General features: G+C 71.1%; 16 protein-coding genes. 7 read left to right on the forward strand and 9 right to left on the reverse strand.

Translation table 11 applies throughout. The features are described 5' to 3' along the window. The first annotated feature begins 217 nt into the window (after positions 1–217). Complete coding sequence (locus ACFVSU_RS15105; protein WP_387144481.1) at positions 218–1,726, forward strand: HNH endonuclease; 1,509 nt, start codon at positions 218–220, stop codon at positions 1,724–1,726. A gap of 13 nt (positions 1,727–1,739) precedes the next feature. On the opposite strand, the gene ACFVSU_RS15110 is transcribed toward ACFVSU_RS15105, so the two are convergent. The 5 genes from ACFVSU_RS15110 to ACFVSU_RS15130 are packed head-to-tail and all read right to left on the reverse strand — an operon-like array spanning position 1,740 to position 7,700. Then, positions 1,740–3,416 carry a S8 family serine peptidase gene (locus ACFVSU_RS15110; RefSeq protein ID WP_387144484.1) on the reverse strand — a complete coding sequence of 559 codons (1,677 nt, stop codon included), beginning with the start codon at positions 3,414–3,416 and terminating at the stop codon, positions 1,740–1,742. Between the two features lie 4 nt (positions 3,417–3,420). Beyond that, entirely contained in the window at positions 3,421–3,996 is a 576-nt protein-coding gene (locus ACFVSU_RS15115) for an acyltransferase (protein ID WP_387144487.1), read from the reverse strand. Beyond that, on the reverse strand, positions 3,993–5,333 hold the full coding sequence (locus ACFVSU_RS15120) for a wax ester/triacylglycerol synthase domain-containing protein (RefSeq protein ID WP_387144490.1): 1,341 nt from the start codon (positions 5,331–5,333) through the stop codon (positions 3,993–3,995). The genes ACFVSU_RS15115 and ACFVSU_RS15120 overlap by 4 nt, the downstream gene beginning before the upstream one ends. After that, positions 5,330–6,256, reverse strand: a complete 927-nt coding sequence (locus tag ACFVSU_RS15125; RefSeq protein WP_387144493.1) for a glycosyltransferase family 2 protein — start codon at positions 6,254–6,256, stop codon at positions 5,330–5,332. The genes ACFVSU_RS15120 and ACFVSU_RS15125 overlap by 4 nt, the downstream gene beginning before the upstream one ends. Next, positions 6,243–7,700: a glycosyltransferase family 4 protein gene (locus ACFVSU_RS15130; protein ID WP_387144496.1), complete on the reverse strand. Its 1,458-nt coding sequence runs from the start codon at positions 7,698–7,700 to the stop codon at positions 6,243–6,245. The genes ACFVSU_RS15125 and ACFVSU_RS15130 overlap by 14 nt, the downstream gene beginning before the upstream one ends. A gap of 15 nt (positions 7,701–7,715) precedes the next feature. Here ACFVSU_RS15130 and ACFVSU_RS15135 point away from each other — a divergent pair, with 15 nt between their 5' ends. From ACFVSU_RS15135 to ACFVSU_RS15160, 6 genes are read left to right on the forward strand one after another with little or no spacing between them, the layout of a single operon-like run. Next, positions 7,716–8,609: a hypothetical protein gene (locus ACFVSU_RS15135; RefSeq protein ID WP_387144499.1), complete on the forward strand. Its 894-nt coding sequence runs from the start codon at positions 7,716–7,718 to the stop codon at positions 8,607–8,609. Positions 8,610–8,639: 30 nt separating this feature from the next. Beyond that, positions 8,640–10,244, forward strand: a complete 1,605-nt coding sequence (locus tag ACFVSU_RS15140; RefSeq protein ID WP_387144502.1) for an O-antigen ligase family protein — start codon at positions 8,640–8,642, stop codon at positions 10,242–10,244. Next, positions 10,241–11,098, forward strand: a complete 858-nt coding sequence (locus tag ACFVSU_RS15145) for a glycosyltransferase family 2 protein (protein WP_387144504.1) — start codon at positions 10,241–10,243, stop codon at positions 11,096–11,098. Before ACFVSU_RS15140 ends, ACFVSU_RS15145 begins: the two co-directional genes overlap by 4 nt. Continuing rightward, positions 11,095–11,961: an SGNH/GDSL hydrolase family protein gene (locus ACFVSU_RS15150; protein WP_387144507.1), complete on the forward strand. Its 867-nt coding sequence runs from the start codon at positions 11,095–11,097 to the stop codon at positions 11,959–11,961. Before ACFVSU_RS15145 ends, ACFVSU_RS15150 begins: the two co-directional genes overlap by 4 nt. Then, positions 11,958–12,902 carry a glycosyltransferase gene (locus ACFVSU_RS15155; RefSeq protein ID WP_387144510.1) on the forward strand — a complete coding sequence of 315 codons (945 nt, stop codon included), beginning with the start codon at positions 11,958–11,960 and terminating at the stop codon, positions 12,900–12,902. The genes ACFVSU_RS15150 and ACFVSU_RS15155 overlap by 4 nt, the downstream gene beginning before the upstream one ends. A gap of 38 nt (positions 12,903–12,940) precedes the next feature. Further along, positions 12,941–13,906 carry a glycosyltransferase family 2 protein gene (locus tag ACFVSU_RS15160; RefSeq protein ID WP_387144513.1) on the forward strand — a complete coding sequence of 322 codons (966 nt, stop codon included), beginning with the start codon at positions 12,941–12,943 and terminating at the stop codon, positions 13,904–13,906. A gap of 14 nt (positions 13,907–13,920) precedes the next feature. Here ACFVSU_RS15160 and ACFVSU_RS15165 read toward each other — a convergent pair whose 3' ends face one another. The 4 genes from ACFVSU_RS15165 to ACFVSU_RS15180 form a co-directional block, all read right to left on the reverse strand. Next, positions 13,921–15,114: a glycosyltransferase gene (locus ACFVSU_RS15165; RefSeq protein WP_387144516.1), complete on the reverse strand. Its 1,194-nt coding sequence runs from the start codon at positions 15,112–15,114 to the stop codon at positions 13,921–13,923. A gap of 26 nt (positions 15,115–15,140) precedes the next feature. Beyond that, complete coding sequence (locus ACFVSU_RS15170; RefSeq protein WP_387144519.1) at positions 15,141–16,664, reverse strand: sugar transferase; 1,524 nt, start codon at positions 16,662–16,664, stop codon at positions 15,141–15,143. Between the two features lie 183 nt (positions 16,665–16,847). Further along, positions 16,848–18,044 carry a glycosyltransferase gene (locus ACFVSU_RS15175; RefSeq protein ID WP_387144522.1) on the reverse strand — a complete coding sequence of 399 codons (1,197 nt, stop codon included), beginning with the start codon at positions 18,042–18,044 and terminating at the stop codon, positions 16,848–16,850. Next, on the reverse strand, positions 18,041–18,613 hold the full coding sequence (locus ACFVSU_RS15180) for an acyltransferase (protein WP_387144525.1): 573 nt from the start codon (positions 18,611–18,613) through the stop codon (positions 18,041–18,043). The genes ACFVSU_RS15175 and ACFVSU_RS15180 overlap by 4 nt, the downstream gene beginning before the upstream one ends. Positions 18,614–18,629: the final 16 nt, after the last annotated feature.

The following is an 18,629-nucleotide window of genomic DNA, read 5'->3' on the forward strand; positions in this document are numbered from 1 at the left end:
CGGACGTGCGTGCCCGGCCGCCGTTGCCGCCGGGGCGATGTCGGAGGTCCCTGTCATGATGGGCGTAGACGAAGAAGCTGGTGATCCGGAACCGATCTGATGGTTCGATCACCGCGTGCCTCCGGCGCGCAGGACGGGTGCTGCCCCTCGTGGGGACCAGGTCGCGCACCACCGCGCGACGTAACGGATCGCGCACCCGCGCGACGGAAGGCACGACGTGGACGACGTGGAACTCGACGAGGCGGAGGCGCAACGCGCCGGCACCCTCGCCGACGAGCTGCGCCGAATCCAGGCCGACGAGTCGGCGCTGTATGCCAGACGGACGCGATTGCTGGCCGAGGCGTGGGAGATCGCCGAGGTGCAGACGGCACGCATTCCTTCGGCCGCGTCCAAGCTCCGCGAAATGCCGTTGAGGTCGATGGCGGCCGAGCTGGGGATGGCGGTGCGGATGAACGACCGCACGATGCAGTCCCACCTCTGGGATGCGCACGTGCTCGCGACATCGTTCGAGTCGACGCTCGCCGCGCTCGAGGAGGGACGCATCACACGAGCGCACGCGACTGCAATCGTCGACATCGGGCGCGTGATCGATGAGCCGTCCGCCCGCGCCGCCTTCGAGCAGACTGTGCTTGGCTACGCCGAGACGACGACCGCGGCGCGCACCCGCGCCTTCGCCCGCTCCCAGGGCGACATCTTCAACCCGCGCACGATGCAGGAGCGGCACGATCTGGCGATGCTTGGCCGCCGCATCTGGGTGACCGACCTCGACGACGGAATGTCGCTTCTGAACCACCTGCTGCCCACGGTCATCGCCCACGGCATCCTCGACCGCACCACCCAGCAGGCCAAGCTGATCAAGAAGACCGACACCGCGCACCGGCGCGAGGTCGCCGAGGCACGGGAGAAGGCCGCCGCCGCTCGGACGACGTCCGCCCAAGTTGATGAGTCAGGAGCGTTCGCGGCGGACGCCGGAAAGTCTGATTCGTCAGATCCCACCGACGGCGCCCGGGCCGAAGGTTCGGGGGCTGGCTGTGCAGGAGTCGGCGGTGCCGGGGTCGGCGATGTCGGGGTTGGCGGTTACGGCGCCGAGGGGGAGACAGAGGTCTGGTTCGACGAGCGGACGATCGATCAGGTCAGGGCCGATCTGGTCGCCGACATGCTCCTCACGGGATCGCCCTTCATCGATCCGATGCTCGACAAGACCCCTGGCGGACTCGGTGCGATCCGGGCCCGCGTGCAGATCACCATCCCGGTCACGACGATGACCGGAGTCACGACCGGCGGCGCCGAGCTCGATGGCATCTCCCCCATCGATTCCGAGACCGCCAAGCGGCTGGCGGGCGATGCGCCCGGGTGGGATCGCGTCATGACCGACCCGGTCACCGGCATCGTGCTGGCCGTCGATCGCTACGAAGTCAGCCCGGCGCAGAAGAGATTCCTCAACGCCCGCGACCGGCATTGCCGAACACCCGGGTGCCGCAGACCAGCGCGACTGTGCGACCACGACCACACGCACGATCACGCACTCGGCGGGGAGACCGCATTGTGCAATCTCGCCTGTCAATGCAAACGACACCACATGCTGAGGCACGCGACGGAGTGGAAGGTCCGCCAGCTGCCCGGCGGAGTGCTCGAGTTCACGAGCCCGTCCGGCAGGTCGTACATCGACACCCCGACCCCGCGCGTCGTCTTCCTCCCCAGCGATGAGCCCGCGGCACCGTTCTGAGCGACCGTCCGCGTCAGTTGCGTAGCGTCAGCGAGATCGTCGGGCTGTAACCCGTATTGCCCGCGGCGTCCACCGCGCGCGCGTGCACGGAGTAGGTCGCGTTCGGATAGCTGCGCGACGGGAGAGTGCCGCCCCACGAGCCGTCGGACTGCTTCGTCAGGGTGCCGAGCTTCGTCGTGCCCGACCACAGCGTCACGCCCGTGACCGCCACGTTGTCGCCGGCCGTGACCCGCACGGTGACGTTGCCCGAGACCGTCGAACCGTCGGCGGGCGCCGTGATCGTCGCCGACGGCGCCTGTGCATCTGGCGTCGGAGTCGGGGTTGGGGTCGGCGTCGGGGTTGGGGTCGGCGTCGGAGTCGGCGTCGGAGTCGGAGTCGGAGTCGGGGTCGGGGTCGGCGTCGGCGTCGGCGTCGGCGTGGTGCCGGTGGGCACCGTCGACGCGAGCCAGCCCGAGTAGCGGCCCGAGATCGGGCTGAGCGGGTCGCCCGCGAAGCGCTTGCCCCGCGTGGTCGCCGCGGCCTGCGCCTGCCCCTCGACGATCTGGAACACCTCGCGCGGGGTGCGCCCCTCGCATGACCCCTCGGCGAAGCAGGCGAGCACAACGCCCGACATCACCGCCGCCGACATGCTCGTGCCCGACGCGATGTAGCCGTACCGGTTGCCCTTCTTCGTCGAGTACGGGCACGTACCCGGCGCGGCGATCGTGTGCGCGCGGTCGGCGGCACTCACCGCCCAATTGCTCTTCGGGTTGATCGTGTCATCGACCGGGGCATTCGACTCGGTGCACGTCTTCGCGCCGCGCGAGCCCGGCTTGCCGTCGTAGTCGGCGACGTTGGTAACGGTGATCACCTCGTCGAAGTTGCCCGGCGAGTACTGCGCCAGGTCGCGCGTCGAGTTGCCCGCGGCCGCCACCACGACGACGCCGTCCTCGACGAGCGCGCAGATCGCCTGGTGGATGACGTCGCCGTTGGTGTACCCGCAGTTGCCGTCGTCTGCCTGGCCGAACTGCATGCTCATGTTCATCACAGCGATGTCGTAGCGCTCGTGGTTCTCCATCACCCACTCGAGGCCGCACATGAGGGTGGCGAGCGTGCCCTGCATCTTGTTGTCGAGCACACGGACCGAGGTGATGGGTGCGCCCGGCGCGACGCCGACGAGCCCCACGCTGTTGTTGATCGCCGCCGCGGCGCCGGCCACACCTGTGCCGTGGCCGTTCGCGTCGGTGCCGTCGCCGCTGCCGAAGCAGTTGATCTGCCGGGCGACGTTGAGGTCGGTGTGCACGCTCACGCCCGAGTCGACGATGGCGAGCCCCGGTCCGTCCCAGGCGCCCGCCGACGTGGCGCTGGTCGGCGGCACGTCGGCCTCCACCGTTCCCACGGCCGGCGGCACCGTCTGCGCGGCACCGGTCACGACCTTGTTCGCCGAGATCCCCCGCACGGTCGACGACACCCGCAGCAGGGCGACCTCGTCGGCCGTCAGATACCCGCTGAAACCCTTCACGACGCTGTCGTAGACCGCGTCGGGCTCTGCCGCGATGCCCTCCAGCGCAGCATCCAATCCCGCCGTCGACCGGAAGCTGACGGTGTACACGCCCGGCTCGTCGCCGGCCCCGAACGAGGCGGACGCCATGCCGCCGCCTACGAGCGCCACCACGACCGCGGTCCCCACCGCGAGTCCGGCGACGCGCATCGCCCTATTCGACTCTCTCCTTCTGAGCTTCCCCACTGCTCGTCCCCGCTTCCTGGCCCGAGGGCCTCTCGCCGATGACCCGCGCCGGAACCCCTCCGACGATCGAGAACGCCGGAACGTCCTTCGTCACCACCGCCCCGGCCGCGACCACGGCGCCTTCGCCGATCGTCACGCCCGCCAGAACCACCACGTTCGCGCCCAGCCAGGCGCCGGCGCCGATCACCACATCGCGCTCGATCTTGGGCTGATCCATGATCGCGACCGGCCCCATCTCGACGCCGTAGTTCGACGCCGTCACCATCACGTGCGGCGCGAACAGGCACTTCTCGCCGATCTCGATGCGACCGGTCTCGTTGCCCGCCCAGATCAGGCTGAACTCGCCGATGTGCGTGCCCGCGCCGATCGAGATGCGCTCACCGTTGCGGAACGACACGTTCGGCGCCATCGAGACCCCCGGCCCGGTCCGGATCAGGGGCACCTGCCGCACGAACGAGTAGCCGTGGAAATGCGCCAGGCGCAGCGCATGCAGCAGCGTGCGGGGGTCGAGGACCGACCCGAGCGCACCCCGGAGACGGCTCATCGCGCCGCCCCCGCAGCATCCGCCACCGTCACTTGAATCGGCGCCAGCAGCTCACGATAGACCGCCATGAGCGCGGGAAGATCGACCGACTCGCGCGCCGTCACGCTGATCACGAGGTCGCGGCGGTACGAGCAGGCCAGGCACGCGACCTCGTCGCGCAGGTCGCCCGCCGGCCATCCGGTCACCGTCTCGACGGGAGCGGTGCCGAAGAACCGCTCGTCGCGGCCCCAGGTGACCGAGGTGGCGTAGCCCACCCAGTCCTCGGCGCCCTCGACCACCGAGCCGCCGGAGTCCACCGCCGCCTGCACCTGCGCGCGCACGCTCGGCACGATTTCTTCGACCGGAGCGGATGCTGCGACCGACACTTTCACGACGCTGATGTCGTTGCGCACGCCGCCGTCACCAGCCCCGCGTCGCGAGATCGGCACAAGGATCGACAGGGTCTCGGCGGCGGGGCGCTGCCGGGCCATCGCGATGAGGGTGGCGGCCGTGACGAGGTCGTTCACGGTGCCGCCGAGCTTGTACGCGCGCCGGGTGGCGGCGGCGAGGTCGACCGCCTCGTACGCGGAGCTGCGCCCTTCCCGCACGTCGGCGAGGAGGCCGGTGCGTGCGATGCGCGCATTCTTGACAGGGCGCAGCAGCCGCCCACCCCAGCGCCGCAGCCGCATGCGGAACGACTTGCGCCAGTACGCCCTCCACGCCCGCCGCAGGCCCGGGTTGCGCTCGCGCCACTGGGCGAACGCGAGAGCGAGCACCTCGACGCCGTTGCGGGGCGGGATGCCGAGCTCGGCGCGCTGCGCTTCGCCCGGCTGCGGCGGCTCGGGCGACGGCGTGGTACCGGCGATCACGTCGCCGATGCGCAGGCCGTACATCGCGTCGCCGACCACGTGGTGGTAGCGCATGACGATCGCCACCCGCCCGGAGTCGAGCTCGACGAACTCGAAGTCCCACAGCGGCCGCGACGGGTCCATCGTCGGGCTCAGGCGCCCCGTGAACCGCTCGACGCGCGTCGGGTCGTCGGGCTCGATCCCGTCGTGGAATCGGACGTGGTAGTCGAGGTCGAGGGTCGTCACCGGCACCCACGCCGGCGTCGTGAGACGCAGCGGCGTCGGGACGAGCCGCTGCCGCATCGCCGGCGCGAACCAGCTCAGCCGCTCGACGCGGCTGCGGATCGCGGCGCGGTCGAGGGCGCCGTCGGGCCCGCGCAGCGGTGTGCCGTCGACGATCATCGTGCCGGCGGCGTGCATCGCGGCGAACGTGACCGCATTCGACACGTACTTCTCGTCGAGCGAGCTGATCAGCTGCGCCCGCCGGGCGAGTTCGGGGTGCGGGCTCATTGCTCTCCTCCGTGCGTCGCGACGCCGAGCGTGATCGGCGTCGGCGGGTCGTCGTCGACGAAGACGCGCCCGTCGAGCGCGAAGCGCACGGCGGTGAAGAACCCGGCGAGGAATCCGCGGAACAGCGCGAGGTCGGCATCCCGGCGCCGAAGCTCGCGCCGGTTGTGCACCGCGCGCGACAGGGTGCGCTTCGCGACCACCGCGAAGAGGCGCAGGCCCACCCCTGCGCGCAGCCGCACCCATTTCGTGGTGAGCGCGCCGAGGCCGAGTCCGTAGCCGTGGTGCAGCTGCGTGTACGCATCGTCGGCGCGCGTGTGCACGTGATGCACGACGCATGACGGGTCGTAGACGATGTGCCCGCCGTCGTCGAGCACGCGGCAGAACATGTCGAGGTCCTCCGCGCCGGCGAGGCGGCGCCCCGCCCCCAGCACCGGATCGAAGCCGCCGAGCGCGACGAGCTGGTCGCGCCGGAAGGCCATGATCGCGCCGTGACCGGCATCGATGCCCTCGATCGTGCGGGTGAAGCGCCGCGGGGGTGGCGCCTGCTGCGTGCCGACGAGCGTGTGGTCCAGCATCCGTCCCGTCACCGCACCGACCGTCGGATCGTCGAATCCCTCGAGGATCGGCGCCATCCAGCCCTCGACTGCGGCGCAGTCGTCGTCGGTGAACACCACGATCGGGCGCCGGCTCGTCTCGAGCGCGAGGTTGCGGGCGATCGAGAGCCCCTTGATGTCGCTGCGCACGTAGTCGACGCCCGCGGCGTCGGCCACCTCCCAGGTGGCCGGCGTGGTCGACGCCGAGTCGACCACGAGGATCTGCACCCCCGGCGGGGTCACCGCAGTGAACGAGGCGAGCGCCGCGGCGAGCATCTCCGGCCTCTCGCGGGTGCAGATCGCGAGGGTCACGTCCTCAGGCCGCGGCATCCGTCGATCCCCTCACCAGACGCGCGGCCTGTCGGTAGGCAGCGAGCGTCGCCTGCGCGGCCGACGCCCAGCTCAGCTCGTCGGCCCGCGCCATCGCCACGCGCGACATCGAGGCGAGCACCTCCGGGCGCTCCACCAGCAGGTCGAGCTGCGCCGTCAGCACGTCTACCTGGCCGACGTCGTGCGTGAGTCCGGTCACGCCCTCGTCGATCACCGCACCCGCGGCGGTCGACACCAGCGGGACGCACCCCGCCACCTGCGCCTCGTATGTCACGAGCGCGCTGCCCTCCTCCACAGACGGGAGCAGCAGCACATCAGCCGAGGCCAGCACGCGCATTGGCTCCGACGTGACGCCCCGCACCTCCACGCTCGGGTGCGCGAGCAGCGGCGCCAGGTACGCGGCGTAGTCCTCGTCGAGCAGGCCGTAGATCAGGAAGCGCCCCTCGGTCGCGGCTTTCGAGGCCGTCCACGCCTGCAGCGCCGTGTGCAGGCCTTTGCGCGGGGTGCCCCGGCCGAGGAACACGGCGGTGAACGGCCCGTCGGTGTCGCGCGCGGGCGGCGCGCTCACCGTGCAGCCGTAGCGGTGCCTCAACAGCCGGTCGTCAGCGAACCCGCGCGCCAGGAACGTGTCGGCGACGGCCTCGCTCGGAACGAGCAGTCCGGCGGCAGCCGCGTACTCGCTCTCTTCGATGGCGAGCCGGTGCGGGTCGACGGTGTGGCTCTCGCCGCGGCGGGGTTCGAGACCGAGCGCCGCGTACTCGCGCGCGACGACCTCGTACGCGTGCGCGGTATGCGTGTTCGGCACCTCACGCACGCCCGGGATGCCGCGTCGGCGCGCCACCCTCAGCGTGCGGGCGGACGCCAGCGGCCACGCGTGCACGACGTCGTCGGCACCGCCGTCGAGCAACCGCCCGACGAGGCCCGCGGTGACAGCGTCGTGGATGCGCATGGCACGACTGCGCCCGACCAGGCGGTGCGGGACGCGCCGGCCGCGCACGGTGAGCGTCGTGCGCACAGATGCCGCGCCCTCGACCGGTCTCGCTATTGACGCCGCGACGACGTGCACGTCGACGCCGGCGCGTACCAGTTCGTTCGCCTGGTTCCACGCGGTCCACCCGATGCCGGGCGAGCCGAGCGCGAACGGGAAGCTGTACAGGACTGCCAGAACGCCACCTCCCCCAGGACGAGGCCCGCCTCCATAGGAGCCGTGCCGGGCTCTCGCTGACCACTCTGTGGGAGCCCTTCGAAGCGGCACAACCCGGGCCGTCGAATGTCGCCCAGTCTTTACACCCGTGCAACAAAGGCACAGGGCGCCGTTAACAATCCGGGGCGACCATGGCAGAGCAAGTCTTGTCGCGACACCACGTTTCTGGGATCCGGTGTGCGACGCGGACGGCCCGATGACGTGCTGGGGGTTTCGGGCGGTCTGCGTCCGGAAGCACACGGAGAGAGGTGTCTGATGGAGACTCCGAAGTACCTGCAAGTGCTGTGGAACTACAAGTGGCTGCTCGCTTTCGGCGCTCTCGTTGCCGCGGTGGCCGCCTTCTTCGCCGGCTTCGCGGTCGTCGACGGCCAGGTCGTCTCGAGAGCCCAGCAGACGTGGTCGGCCGCGACCACCATGCTGCTCACAAGCGAATCCGACCGGCTCTACCAGGCCGAGGTGCCGGGCGTCCCGATCGAACAGGGCACGTCCGACCCGCAGGTCATCGACATGTCGTCGACCGCGCTCGTGTACGCATACATCCTGTCGAGCGACATCATCCAGGATGCCGTCGAGGCCGAGATCGGCACGCTCGACAGCGAGACCGAGTCGATCAGCGCGCTGCGCCGCACGACGCAGCCCACCGGTGACGAGCGGTTCCCCGGCCGGTACAACCTGCCGGTGCTCGAGGCGGTCGGCACCGCCGAGACCGCGGACCGCGCCGAGGAGATCTCGCGAGCCGCGGCGGCCGCCTTCACGACCTACGTCGTCGCCCAGCAGGACGAGCAGCAGCTGGCACCCGAGCTGCGGGTGCTGCTCGAGCCGCTCGGCGCGAGCCCCGCGGTCGAGGGCGACTCGTCCAACCCCGCGATCCCCGTCGTCGTCACGTTCGTGGGCGTCTTCCTCGCGTTCGTCGTCCTGGTGTTCATCATCGCCGGTCTGCGCTCACGCTCCGCCAGACGCAAGGCCGCTCGCGCGGAGGACACGGCCCATGCGGCGAACGAGCCGGAGGGTGAGACGGATGCTGCGCCCGCCACTCCTGCGGAGAGCGCCGACGACATCGCGCTCGACGCCGAAGTAGGCGAGCTGGTCGGAGCCGGCCCGCCGTCGCGCCGATCCGGCCGCGGTTCGCGCGAGGACGAGACCGCGTAGGCGTCGACGGCACCTCCCCGGAGCACCGACATGTCGACCCGCACCGCGCACGCACCCGCGGACGAGACCGACGCGCCAGCCGGCGAGATCGCGCCCGGCGACGGAGCACGGCCCCATTGGGCCGCCGTCGCCGGGATCGCGATCCTCTTCGCCGCGATCGTGATCGCCGGGGTGATCTTCCTCCCGCCCATCGCGATGGGCGCCGCCCTCCTCGGCATCGCGCTCGTCGTGCTGCTGCGGCGCATCCTGTTCACGTGGCCGGCGCTGCTGTTCCTGCTCGCGGCGACCATCATGTTCATTCCGGCTCGTCGCTACGCGCTGCCGATCCCGCTGCCGTTCGCACTCGAGGCGTACCGCCTCATGATCTTCGTCGCGATCGTCGCGCTCGGGCTCGCGTTCCTGTTCGACCGGTCGCGCCGCTGGCGGCCCGTCGCCTTCGGCTGGCCGCTCGGCATCTTCCTCGCGACCCTGCTGGTGTCGTTCATCGCGAATGGCATGCGGCTCGTGAACGAGGGGCTGGCCACGACTGCCCTGTCGGGCTTCTTCCAGCTCGGCGTCCTCCTGTCGGTGTTCTTCTCCGTGCGCCAGCTGCTCACGAGCGAGCGCATCGTCCAGGGCTTCGTGATGATGCTCGCGTGGATGGCCGTGATCGTGGCCTTCTTCGCCGTCATCGAGCGGGTCGCGCGCACCAACGTGTTCCTGATGCTCGCGAACTTCCTGCCCCTGATGGTGCTGCGCGAGGACGGCGGCGACGCCACGCGGGCCGGTGTGAATCGCGCATACGGATCGGCGCAGCATCCGATCGCCCTCGCGGTCATGCTCTGCATGTTCCTGCCGATCCTCATCTACCTGGCCAAGTACGCGATCTGGCCGCGGAACATCTGGAACCGGCGCATCGTCTACGGCATCGGCACGTTCCTCGTGTTCGGCGGCATCATCGCCGCCATCTCGCGCACCGCAGTCGTCGTCATGGGCGTGATGTTCCTGATCGCTCTGGTGCTGCGGCCCAAGGTCGCCCTGCTGCTCCTGGCCTTCGCGGTGCCGGGACTGCTGCTGGCGATGTTCGTCGTGCCCGCGCAGGTCGAGTCCATGCTGTTGTCGTTCCTCGATGTCGACACCCTGATCGCGTCGCAGTACACATCGGCGGGAATGGCGGGGGCCGGGCGGCTCGCCGACCTGGAACCCGCGTTCGTCGAAGTGCGGCAGTACCCGTTCTTCGGGCAGGGTTTCGGCAGCCGAGTCGTCGTGGGCGACGAGGCGAACTCGTTCATCCTCGACAACCAGGTGCTCGGAATCCTGATGGAGGCCGGCGCGCTCGGCGTCATCGGCTACGCGGTGTTCATGCTCGCGCCCGTCGTCATGCTCATCGTCTACGCCCTGCGCTGGGCGGCTGAGCCGCGTCACGCCCTCCTCGCCTTCGCCCTCGCGGTCTCGATCGCCGGGTACAGCGCGGCACTCTTCTTCTTCGACGCGTTCGGCTTCTTCCAGTCGTTCCTCGTGCACATGATGCTGCTCGCCGTCGCCGCGTGGGTGTACACGGAGGGCTCGCGCAAGGCGTCCGCGCCGAAGCCGGCATGGAGGCCGGAGCCGGTGAGCGCCCCGGAGCCGGCATCGACCCCGGAGGCTGTGCGGTGAGCCCGCGGCTGAGCGTCATCATCCCGGCGCACGACGAGGGCGCGGTGATCGACCGTGTGCTGGGAGCGCTGTGCGCGCCGGACCGGCGGGACGAATTCGAAGTCGTCGTCGCGGCGAACGGCTGCACCGACGACACCGTTGCGCGGGCGCTTTCGTACGACGGTGTGCGCATGGTCGAGACGCCGCGTGCTTCGAAGATCGCGGCTCTGCAGGCCGGCGATGACGCAGCATCCGTATTCCCGCGTGTGTATCTCGACGCGGACGTGCTGATCGACCCCGGAGCGCTGCTGGCCCTCGCCGATGCGCTCGATGAGCCCGGTGTCGAGGTCGCTTCGCCGCGACTGAACGTCGACACGTCGGCGGCGTCGTGGCTCGTTCGCCAGCACTATCGCATCTGGGAGCTCAGCGACTACCGCCGTCGCGGACACATCGGGTCGGGGGTGTACGCGATGACGGCCGCCGGTCGTGCGCGGTTCGACGCGTGGCCCGACGTCATCGCCGACGACCGGTTCGTGCAGCAGCTGTTCGCACCCGCCGAGCGCGCGACGCTCGCCGATCACTCGTTCAGCGTGCGCTCGGCCGCCGACATGCGGACGCACGTGCGCCGCTCGGTGCGCATCGCGCGCGGCAACCGCGAGCTGCCCGACGGCGCGCAGCACGAGTACGCCGACCGGCCCACCGCGCGTACGCGGGGTGGGCTGGTGCGGCGGGTCGCGGTGAGGCCTCGCCTGTGGGTGCCGTTCGCCGTGTACTGCGTGAGCTGGACGCTCCCCAACGTGCTCGCCCGTCGCGACATCGCCCGCGCGCGCACCTCGACCTGGAACCGCGACGACACGAGCCGGGTGATGGCATGAGAAGAAGACGTACAGCGACGACCGCCGCGATCGCGCTCCTCCTGGCGGTGCTCACCGCCTGTGCGGGAGCACCCGCGCCGGAGCCGGTCGACCTCGCAGAACTCGAAACGAATCCGACGCTGTCGGACGTCGCCTCGATCGGCGCCCTCGGCGACTCGATGACCCTGGGGGTGAACGCGTGCGGGCAGCCGGGACGCTGCACCGCCGCGAGCTGGGCGACCGGTGACGATCCCGCGGTCGGCTCGATCGCGATGCGCATCGGCGCGGCGTCCGGAAGCGTTCCCGACACCGTCAACGCCGCGAAGGACGGCGGCACCGTCGCCGACGCAGTCGCCCGCGTCGACGAGGTGATCGCCGCGCAGCCCGAGCTCGTGCTCGTGCTGCTCGGCGGAAACGACGTGTGCGACGCTGACGTCGAGGGGATGACGAGCGTCGACGACTTCCGCGCGTCGTACACCGCGCTGCTCACCGCGCTGAGCGCCGGCCTTCCCGACGCCCGCGTGCTCGCGCTGTCGATCCCCGATCTCTACCGACTGTGGGAGGTCGGCCGCGACGACGAGGGCACCCGACAGATCTGGGACAGCAGCCCGTCCTGCAGCAACCTGCTGGGCGACGCGGCGGCCACCGACGCGGCCGCCACCGAGCGGCGCGACGCCGTCGCCGCACGCACCGACGAGTTCAACGCGGTCATCGCCGAGGCCTGCGCCGCTGACAGCGCCTGCACCTCAGACGGCGGCGCCGTCTTCGACTACGAGTTCTCGCCCGCCGAGATCTCGGCGATCGACCATTTCCACCCGTCCGTGGCGGGGCAGCAGGTGATCGCCGAGATCGCCTGGAACACCCTCGTGGAGGCCGCACCATGACAACGCTCCTCGTCGCGATCTCGGGCGGCCACCTCACGCAGCTCACGATGCTCGCCCCGCGCGTCGCCGACGGCGACGACGTCGTGTGGCTGACCGACGACACCGCGCAGAGCCGGTCGCTGCTCGAAGGGCAGACGGTGTACCACGTGCCCACCCGGCCGCCGCGCGACTACGCCGGCGTCATGCGCGACACGGGCATCGCCCTGCAGGCGATGAAGGACCACCGGGTCGACCGCGTCATCAGCACCGGCGCCCAGATCGCACTGTCGGCCCTCGTGCCCGCGTCGGCGCGGCGGCTGCCGTTCACCTACATCGAGAGCGCGACCCGCGTCACCGGCATCTCGGCGACGGGCAAGGTGATGGAACGGGTGCCGTGGGTCGACCGGTACGTGCAGTACCCGCATGCCGTCAACGCCCGCTGGCGCTACGCACTGTCGGTGTTCGACGGCTTCCGCGTCGAGCCCGTCGACGACCCCGCACCGATCCGCCGTGCCGTGGTCACCGTGGGCGGCAACGGCGACTTCGGATACCGTCGGCTCGTCGACGGCGCCCGCGCCGCGCTCGACCACCTCCATGGCGACATCGAGACGCTGTGGCAGGTCGGCGCCACGGACGTGTCGGACCTCCCCCTCGACGCGGTCGCGTCGCTGCCGTCGAGCGAGCTCGCCACCGCCCTGCAACGCGCCGACGTCGTCATCGGTCACGCCGGGACCGGCACCGCGCTGGCCGCGCTCTCCGCCGGCAAGGTGCCGGTGCTGGCACCGCGCTCGGTCGAGCACGGGGAGCACGTCGACGCGCACCAGCAGGATCTCGCACGGTTCCTCGGCGACCGCGGACTCGCCGTCGTGTGCGACGCCGACGCGATCCGCCCGTCGACCCTCGACACCGCGCGGCGCTGGCGCGCGGCGCGGACCGAAGGCCTGGCGCCGGTTCCGCTCTGAGCGCCGGCACCCGTCGCGACAGCCCTGGAGGACCGCTCGTGCAGACACCCGACGTCACCGTCGTCATCGTCAACTACGAGACCCGCGACGACACCGTCGCGTGCGTCGGCTCGGTGCTCGCGCACCTCGGCGGCGTCCACGCGCAGGTGGTCGTGGTCGACAACGGCTCTCGCGACGGCAGTGCCCCCGCGCTGCGCGCCGCGCACCCGGGAATCGACGTCGTCGAGGCCGGCGAGAACCTCGGGTTCGCGCGCGCGGTCAACCGCGGCGTGGCGCTCGCCCGCGGCGAGTTCGTGCTCCTGCTCAACCCCGACGCGGTCATGCTCGAGGAGTCCCTCCCGCGGCTGATCGCCTTCGCCCGCGAGAACCCGCAGTACCGCATCGTCGGCGGGCGCACGCTGCGCGAGGATCTCACGCTCGAGCCGTCGTCGTGCTGGGGCGCCCCCACGCTGTGGTCACTCACCATGTACGCCACGATGCTCTCGACCGTGTTCAAGCACTCGCGCGTGTTCGACCCCGAGTCGCTGGGCACCTGGCAGCGCGACACGATCCGCGAGGTGCCGATCATCACCGGATGCCTGCTGCTCATCCGCCGCGACGACTTCGCCGAACTCGGCGGCATGGACGAGGACTTCTTCCTCTACGGCGAGGACGCCGAGTTCAGCATGCGGGCCGCCGCTCGGGGCATGGCACGGGTCGTGTATCCGCCGGCCGCAATCGTCCATGCCGTGGGCGGGTCTTCTGCGGGCTCATCGAAGGGCTCGATGGTGCTCGCCGGCAAGGTCACCTACCTCGAGAAGACCTGGCCGCGACGGCGGGCCGCCGTCGGGGTGCTGCTGCTCAAGGCCGGTGTCGCCGTACGCGCGGGGCTCGAGTCGCTGACACGGCGCCCGAACCGGCCGTGGTCGACGGTGTGGCGCCGCCGCGCCGACTGGGGCTCCGGCTACCCGCACGCCGAAGCCGCGCTGTTCGGCCGTACGTTGCCGGAGCCCGCCCCGGCCTAGGTCGTTCGAGAACGTCAGGCCGACACACGAACCGACGACGGGTCGCGGTCGGTCGCGGGTGCCGCGGCGGCGGCCGGTGGCGCAGCATCCGTCGCGTCCTCCCTCAGCACCCACGTCCGCACGTCCGCGATGAAGCGCGAGATGTCGAACTCGGCGGCGCGAGCCCGCGCGGCCGCGGGATCGATGCGGTCGAGGCCGGCCACGGCGGCGGCGAGCTCGACGGGGTCGTCGGGGTCGACGGTGAAACCGGTCACACCGTCGACCACGGACTCCGCAGCGCCGCCGACGCGGTTGACGATGACCGGGCACCCCGCGGCCATGGCCTCGACGGGGATGATGCCGAAGTCCTCCACCGGCGGGAACACGAAGGCGAGCGCCCGCTGGAACAGCGCCCGCATGAAGGCGTCCGACACGAAGCCGAGCATGTGAACCGGCACGGAGGCCGACTCCGCCAGCGCCTGGAGATGGTCGCGCTCCGGACCCGTGCCCGCGACCACCACGGGTACTCCCAGCCGATCGCCCATGCGGATCACCGCATCGTGGCGCTTGTACGGCACGAGGCGCGAAGCCGCCATGAGGTAGCCGCGCTCCGGGAGGGCTTCGAGCACCGCCGCCTCCTGGGCGGTGAGCGCCCCCGCCCAATCGCCGCCGTCGATGATCTCGCGCGCCTTCACCGGTGGGTGGATGACCCGCGCGTCGCGCCCCCACGAGCGCTGGATGCGGCGGCGCACGAACTCACTGTTCGCCGCCAGGTCGCCGGCGTGCGCCGCCGCCCCGCGGTCCACGCGCTTGAGCGCGCTGCGGGCGGCGGCGAGCGCCGGAGAGCTCCCGCGCCCGTCGAGCTCGGGCTCCCACAGGTACCGGGCCGGCGAGTGCACGTACGAGAACTTGGGGACACCCTCACGGCGTGTTCCGAAGTCGCAGTGGTGCGCGAACACGTAGCTGCTCGTGAGCACCCAGTCCGGCAGCGACCGGACCTTCGCCGCACGCCACGTCGCCGGCATCAGGGGCAGCCCCATCGCCTTGTGGTGGCGAAGCGGCGTGCGCGCCATCCATGATTCGCTCACGGTGCTGCGCGGGAACCGCTCGCCATCGTCGCTCCACAGGGCGAACATGCGCGAGTCGGGCAGGGCCACGCGGAACGCATCGAGCACCTGTTCGGCGCCTCCTGAGCGTTCGATCCATTCCTGGACGATGAGACCTGGCATGAGTCATACGACCTCTCGGGTGAGTGTCAGTACGCGCCGTCGCTGTGCAGCACGGCTTTGACGGTCTTGGCGAGCACGACGATGTCGCCGGTGATGGACCAGTTCTCGACGTAGTAGAGATCCAGCCGCACGCTGTCCTCCCACGAGAGGTTGGAGCGGCCGTTGACCTGCCAGAGGCCGGTGATGCCCGGGCGGGTGAGCAGCCGGCGACTGACCGGTCCCTCGTACTGCTCGACCTCGCTCGGCAGCGGCGGACGCGGCCCGACGAGGCTCATATCGCCGCGCAGCACGTTCCACAGCTGCGGCAGCTCGTCGAGCGAATAGGCACGGAGGAAGCGGCCCGTTCGGGTGACGCGAGGGTCGTGCTTCATCTTGAAGAGCACGCCGTTGCCCTCGTCGAGCGCCTGCAGCTGCGCCAGTCGCGCCTCGGCGTCGACGACCATGGAGCGGAACTTGAGCATGGTGAACCGCGTGCCGTGCGCTCCGACGCGCTCTTGGCGGAAGACCACGGGGCCCGGGCTGTCGAGGCGGACCGCCACCGCGATCGCGGCGAACACCGGCGACAGCAGCACCAGCGCGACCGTGACGATAGAGACGTCGAACAGCCGTTTCACGGTGTGGCTGTAGCCCGAATATCGCGGCAGGTCGACGTGCACCATCGGCAGGCCGTTGATGGGCCGCATGTGGATGCGTGGACCCGCCACATCGGTGAGCCGGGACATCAGGATGAGCTCGACCTGCGAGTTCTCGAGGTCCCAGCCGAGCCGGCGGATGGCGTCGTTGCCGCCGGGGAGGCTCCCCGCGACGATGACCGCGCGCGCCCGGCGACGCTTCGATACCCGGGCGACGTCGTCGAGCGGCACGAACGGCAGCACGCCGGCGGTCGCCTCGGCGGGACCGGGGAGCGCGCCCGGCTGGCCCGGCATGCTCACGGCGATCGCGCGATACCCGATGCGGTAGTGGCTGCGCAGCTGCGACAGCACCCGCACCACGTCCTCCCGGCCGCCGACGACGATCGCGCCTGTCATGCACCGCCCCACACGCCGGAGCGCATGCAGGTAGGTGCGCCAGAGACCGCGCGCGAGGAGAAGCAGCACCAGCCCGAGGGGCAGCGCGATCGCCAGGTACCCGCGCGCGGTCTGCCATTGGAAGAGGTAGGCGACGATCGCGAACGCGCCGAACGTGAACAGCGTCGACTGCAGCACGCGCTGGTACTCGACCATTCCGGTGCCGATGTTTCGCAGCAGCCGGCTGCGCGTCGCGGCGAGCGCGACGAGCCACACGACGATGAGCACGAGGCTGGTCAGCGCGTACGCGACGTCGGCGCTCCAGCCGCCCGCCGCGCGTACGGGATCACCGAACCGCAGCAGCTGGGCGGTGAACACGGCGACCGCGATGGCCGCAGCATCCGTCGCGATCATCCCCCAGGCGAGACGGCGTCGCCAGCCCAGCCTGCGCGGCTGTGGCGCGATCTCGGCGACAGAAGAGAAGAGCTCGACCGGTGACGCAGGCCGGGCTGTGGAACGAAGATCGAGAAAAGCAGATGACACGGGCGCACCCCCAAAGAACGCAACCGAACGCGCAAACCGGGGCCCACCGGCCCCAGTGCCTTGTCGATGCGATCCCGCCTCGCGAAGGCCACGCTAGCCTCGCCTCCCGGCAGAGGCCAGGGTCGTCACCACCTGTTTACACAGGCTTCGGGCGCGTGTGACACGCGCGAAACACCGCCGGCGTCAGGCGCCGCGGGCGAGCGCGATGATCCGCTCGTGGCGGGCGGTCCACGAGTTCGCCTCGACGAAGGCCACGCGCGCGGCCTCGTCGGCCTGTCCCGCCTCCAGCGCCACATCCACCACGTCGATGAAGTCGGGCACCGCGGGCGTGAGCCACACGCGGTCGCTGATGCCCCGCACCGGAGGCAGGTCGATGGACAGCACCGGCAGGCCCGCCGCGAGGTATTCGTAGAGCTTCAGCGGGCTCATCGCCTCGGTCAGCGGTGTGCGTCTGTGCGAGACGAGCGCCAGATCGCAGTTCCGCAGCGTCGCGATGAGCTCGGCGCGCCCCACGCTGCCGTGCACGTGGACGTTGGCGAGCGCCCGCAGCGGCGCGATGTACGACGCGTCGGGCAGGGGCCCCAGCAGCACCGTGTGCACGTCTGGCCGCGCGCGAGCGAACGCGGCGATGCCCTCGACGTCGAGCCGGCTGTCGAGCGTGCCGACGTAGACGGCGCGCGACCGCGGCACGCGGGCGAGCCAGTCGGGCTCCATCGGTGGCGCCTGCAGCCACTCGGCGGGCTCGACGCCGTTCGCCACGACCTCGTGCGGACCTGTGGGCTCGATGCGTTCGAGGATCTGCGCCGAGACCGCGGCCACGCCGCGACCGGAGGCCGAGATCCGGCGGTACGCCTCGCGGAACGCCGGCCAGTACTCGCTGCGCCCGGGCGAGCTCAGCCAGTCATCGCGGGCGAAGAAGGTCGTCTGCCGCGTCCAGTCGAAGGGCGAGAAGCCGGCTACGAGCGGGTTGCAGGTCAGCGCGACCGGATCGCTGAGCCCCCGGCGCTCCGCTTCGCGCCGCAGCGACGCGTCGTACTCCTCGTACTCGGCCGCGACCTCCGCCGGGTCGAGTCGGTCGGAACGCCGACGGCGGGCCGGTGAGTGGAGCCAGATCCGATCGGATGCGGGAAACCTGGCGTCGCGATCGAGCACCGGCGACATCGCGACGCGAGGGAGCCATCGGAATGGGTTCGCCACGACCATGCGGCCGACGTTCGAGCTGCGCATGAGGCTGGAGACGATCCGGTCCGGCGGACGCATCATGCCGCGGCGCACCGCGTCGGCGTAGGTCTCGAACGAGAAAGTGAACACGAAGTCGTCGGTGCCTTCGGCTGTGCTTCCGGCCGCCGTGCGGCCGATGCGCGACTCCGCTTCGGTCACCCGGGCACCAGCTCTCTCACCACACGCGCGGGTGCGCCGACCGCGACCGTGCGCGGCGGGATGTCGCGCGTCACGACGGCGTTCGCACCGATCACCGCCTGCTCCCCGATCGTGACGCCGGGCATCACGACGACGTTCTGGCCGAGCCACGCGCCGCGCCCGATGCGCACCGGGCGTGGCTCGGTCAGCGGCTGGTCGCGGATGGGCATGTCGATGCGGTCGAACCCGTGGCTGTGGTCGGAGATGTACACCCCGGCCGCGATGCCGACGGCTTCCTCGATGACGACGCTCCGCACCGCCGAGATCGACGCGCCGCGCATGCGCACGCGGTCGTGGAGCTCGATCACGGGACCGGGCTCGTCGCGCGACGGGACCATGAGCCACGAGCCGGCGCCGATGAGCACGCCCGCCCCGACGGCGATCCGGTCGGGGTTCGCGATGCGTGTGGGCAGCAGGATGCGCGATCCCGCGCCGAACGACTGGAAGCCTCCCGCGACGATCCGGCTGTATGCCGAATCGCGCAGTCGCTGGGCCCCCAGCAGCACCCCAAACCCATTGATCCGCCCCACGCGGCTCAGAGTAGCC

The organism is Microbacterium sp. NPDC058062 (genome assembly GCF_042885375.1).
Taxonomy (GTDB): Bacteria; Actinomycetota; Actinomycetes; order Actinomycetales; family Microbacteriaceae; genus Microbacterium; species Microbacterium trichothecenolyticum_C.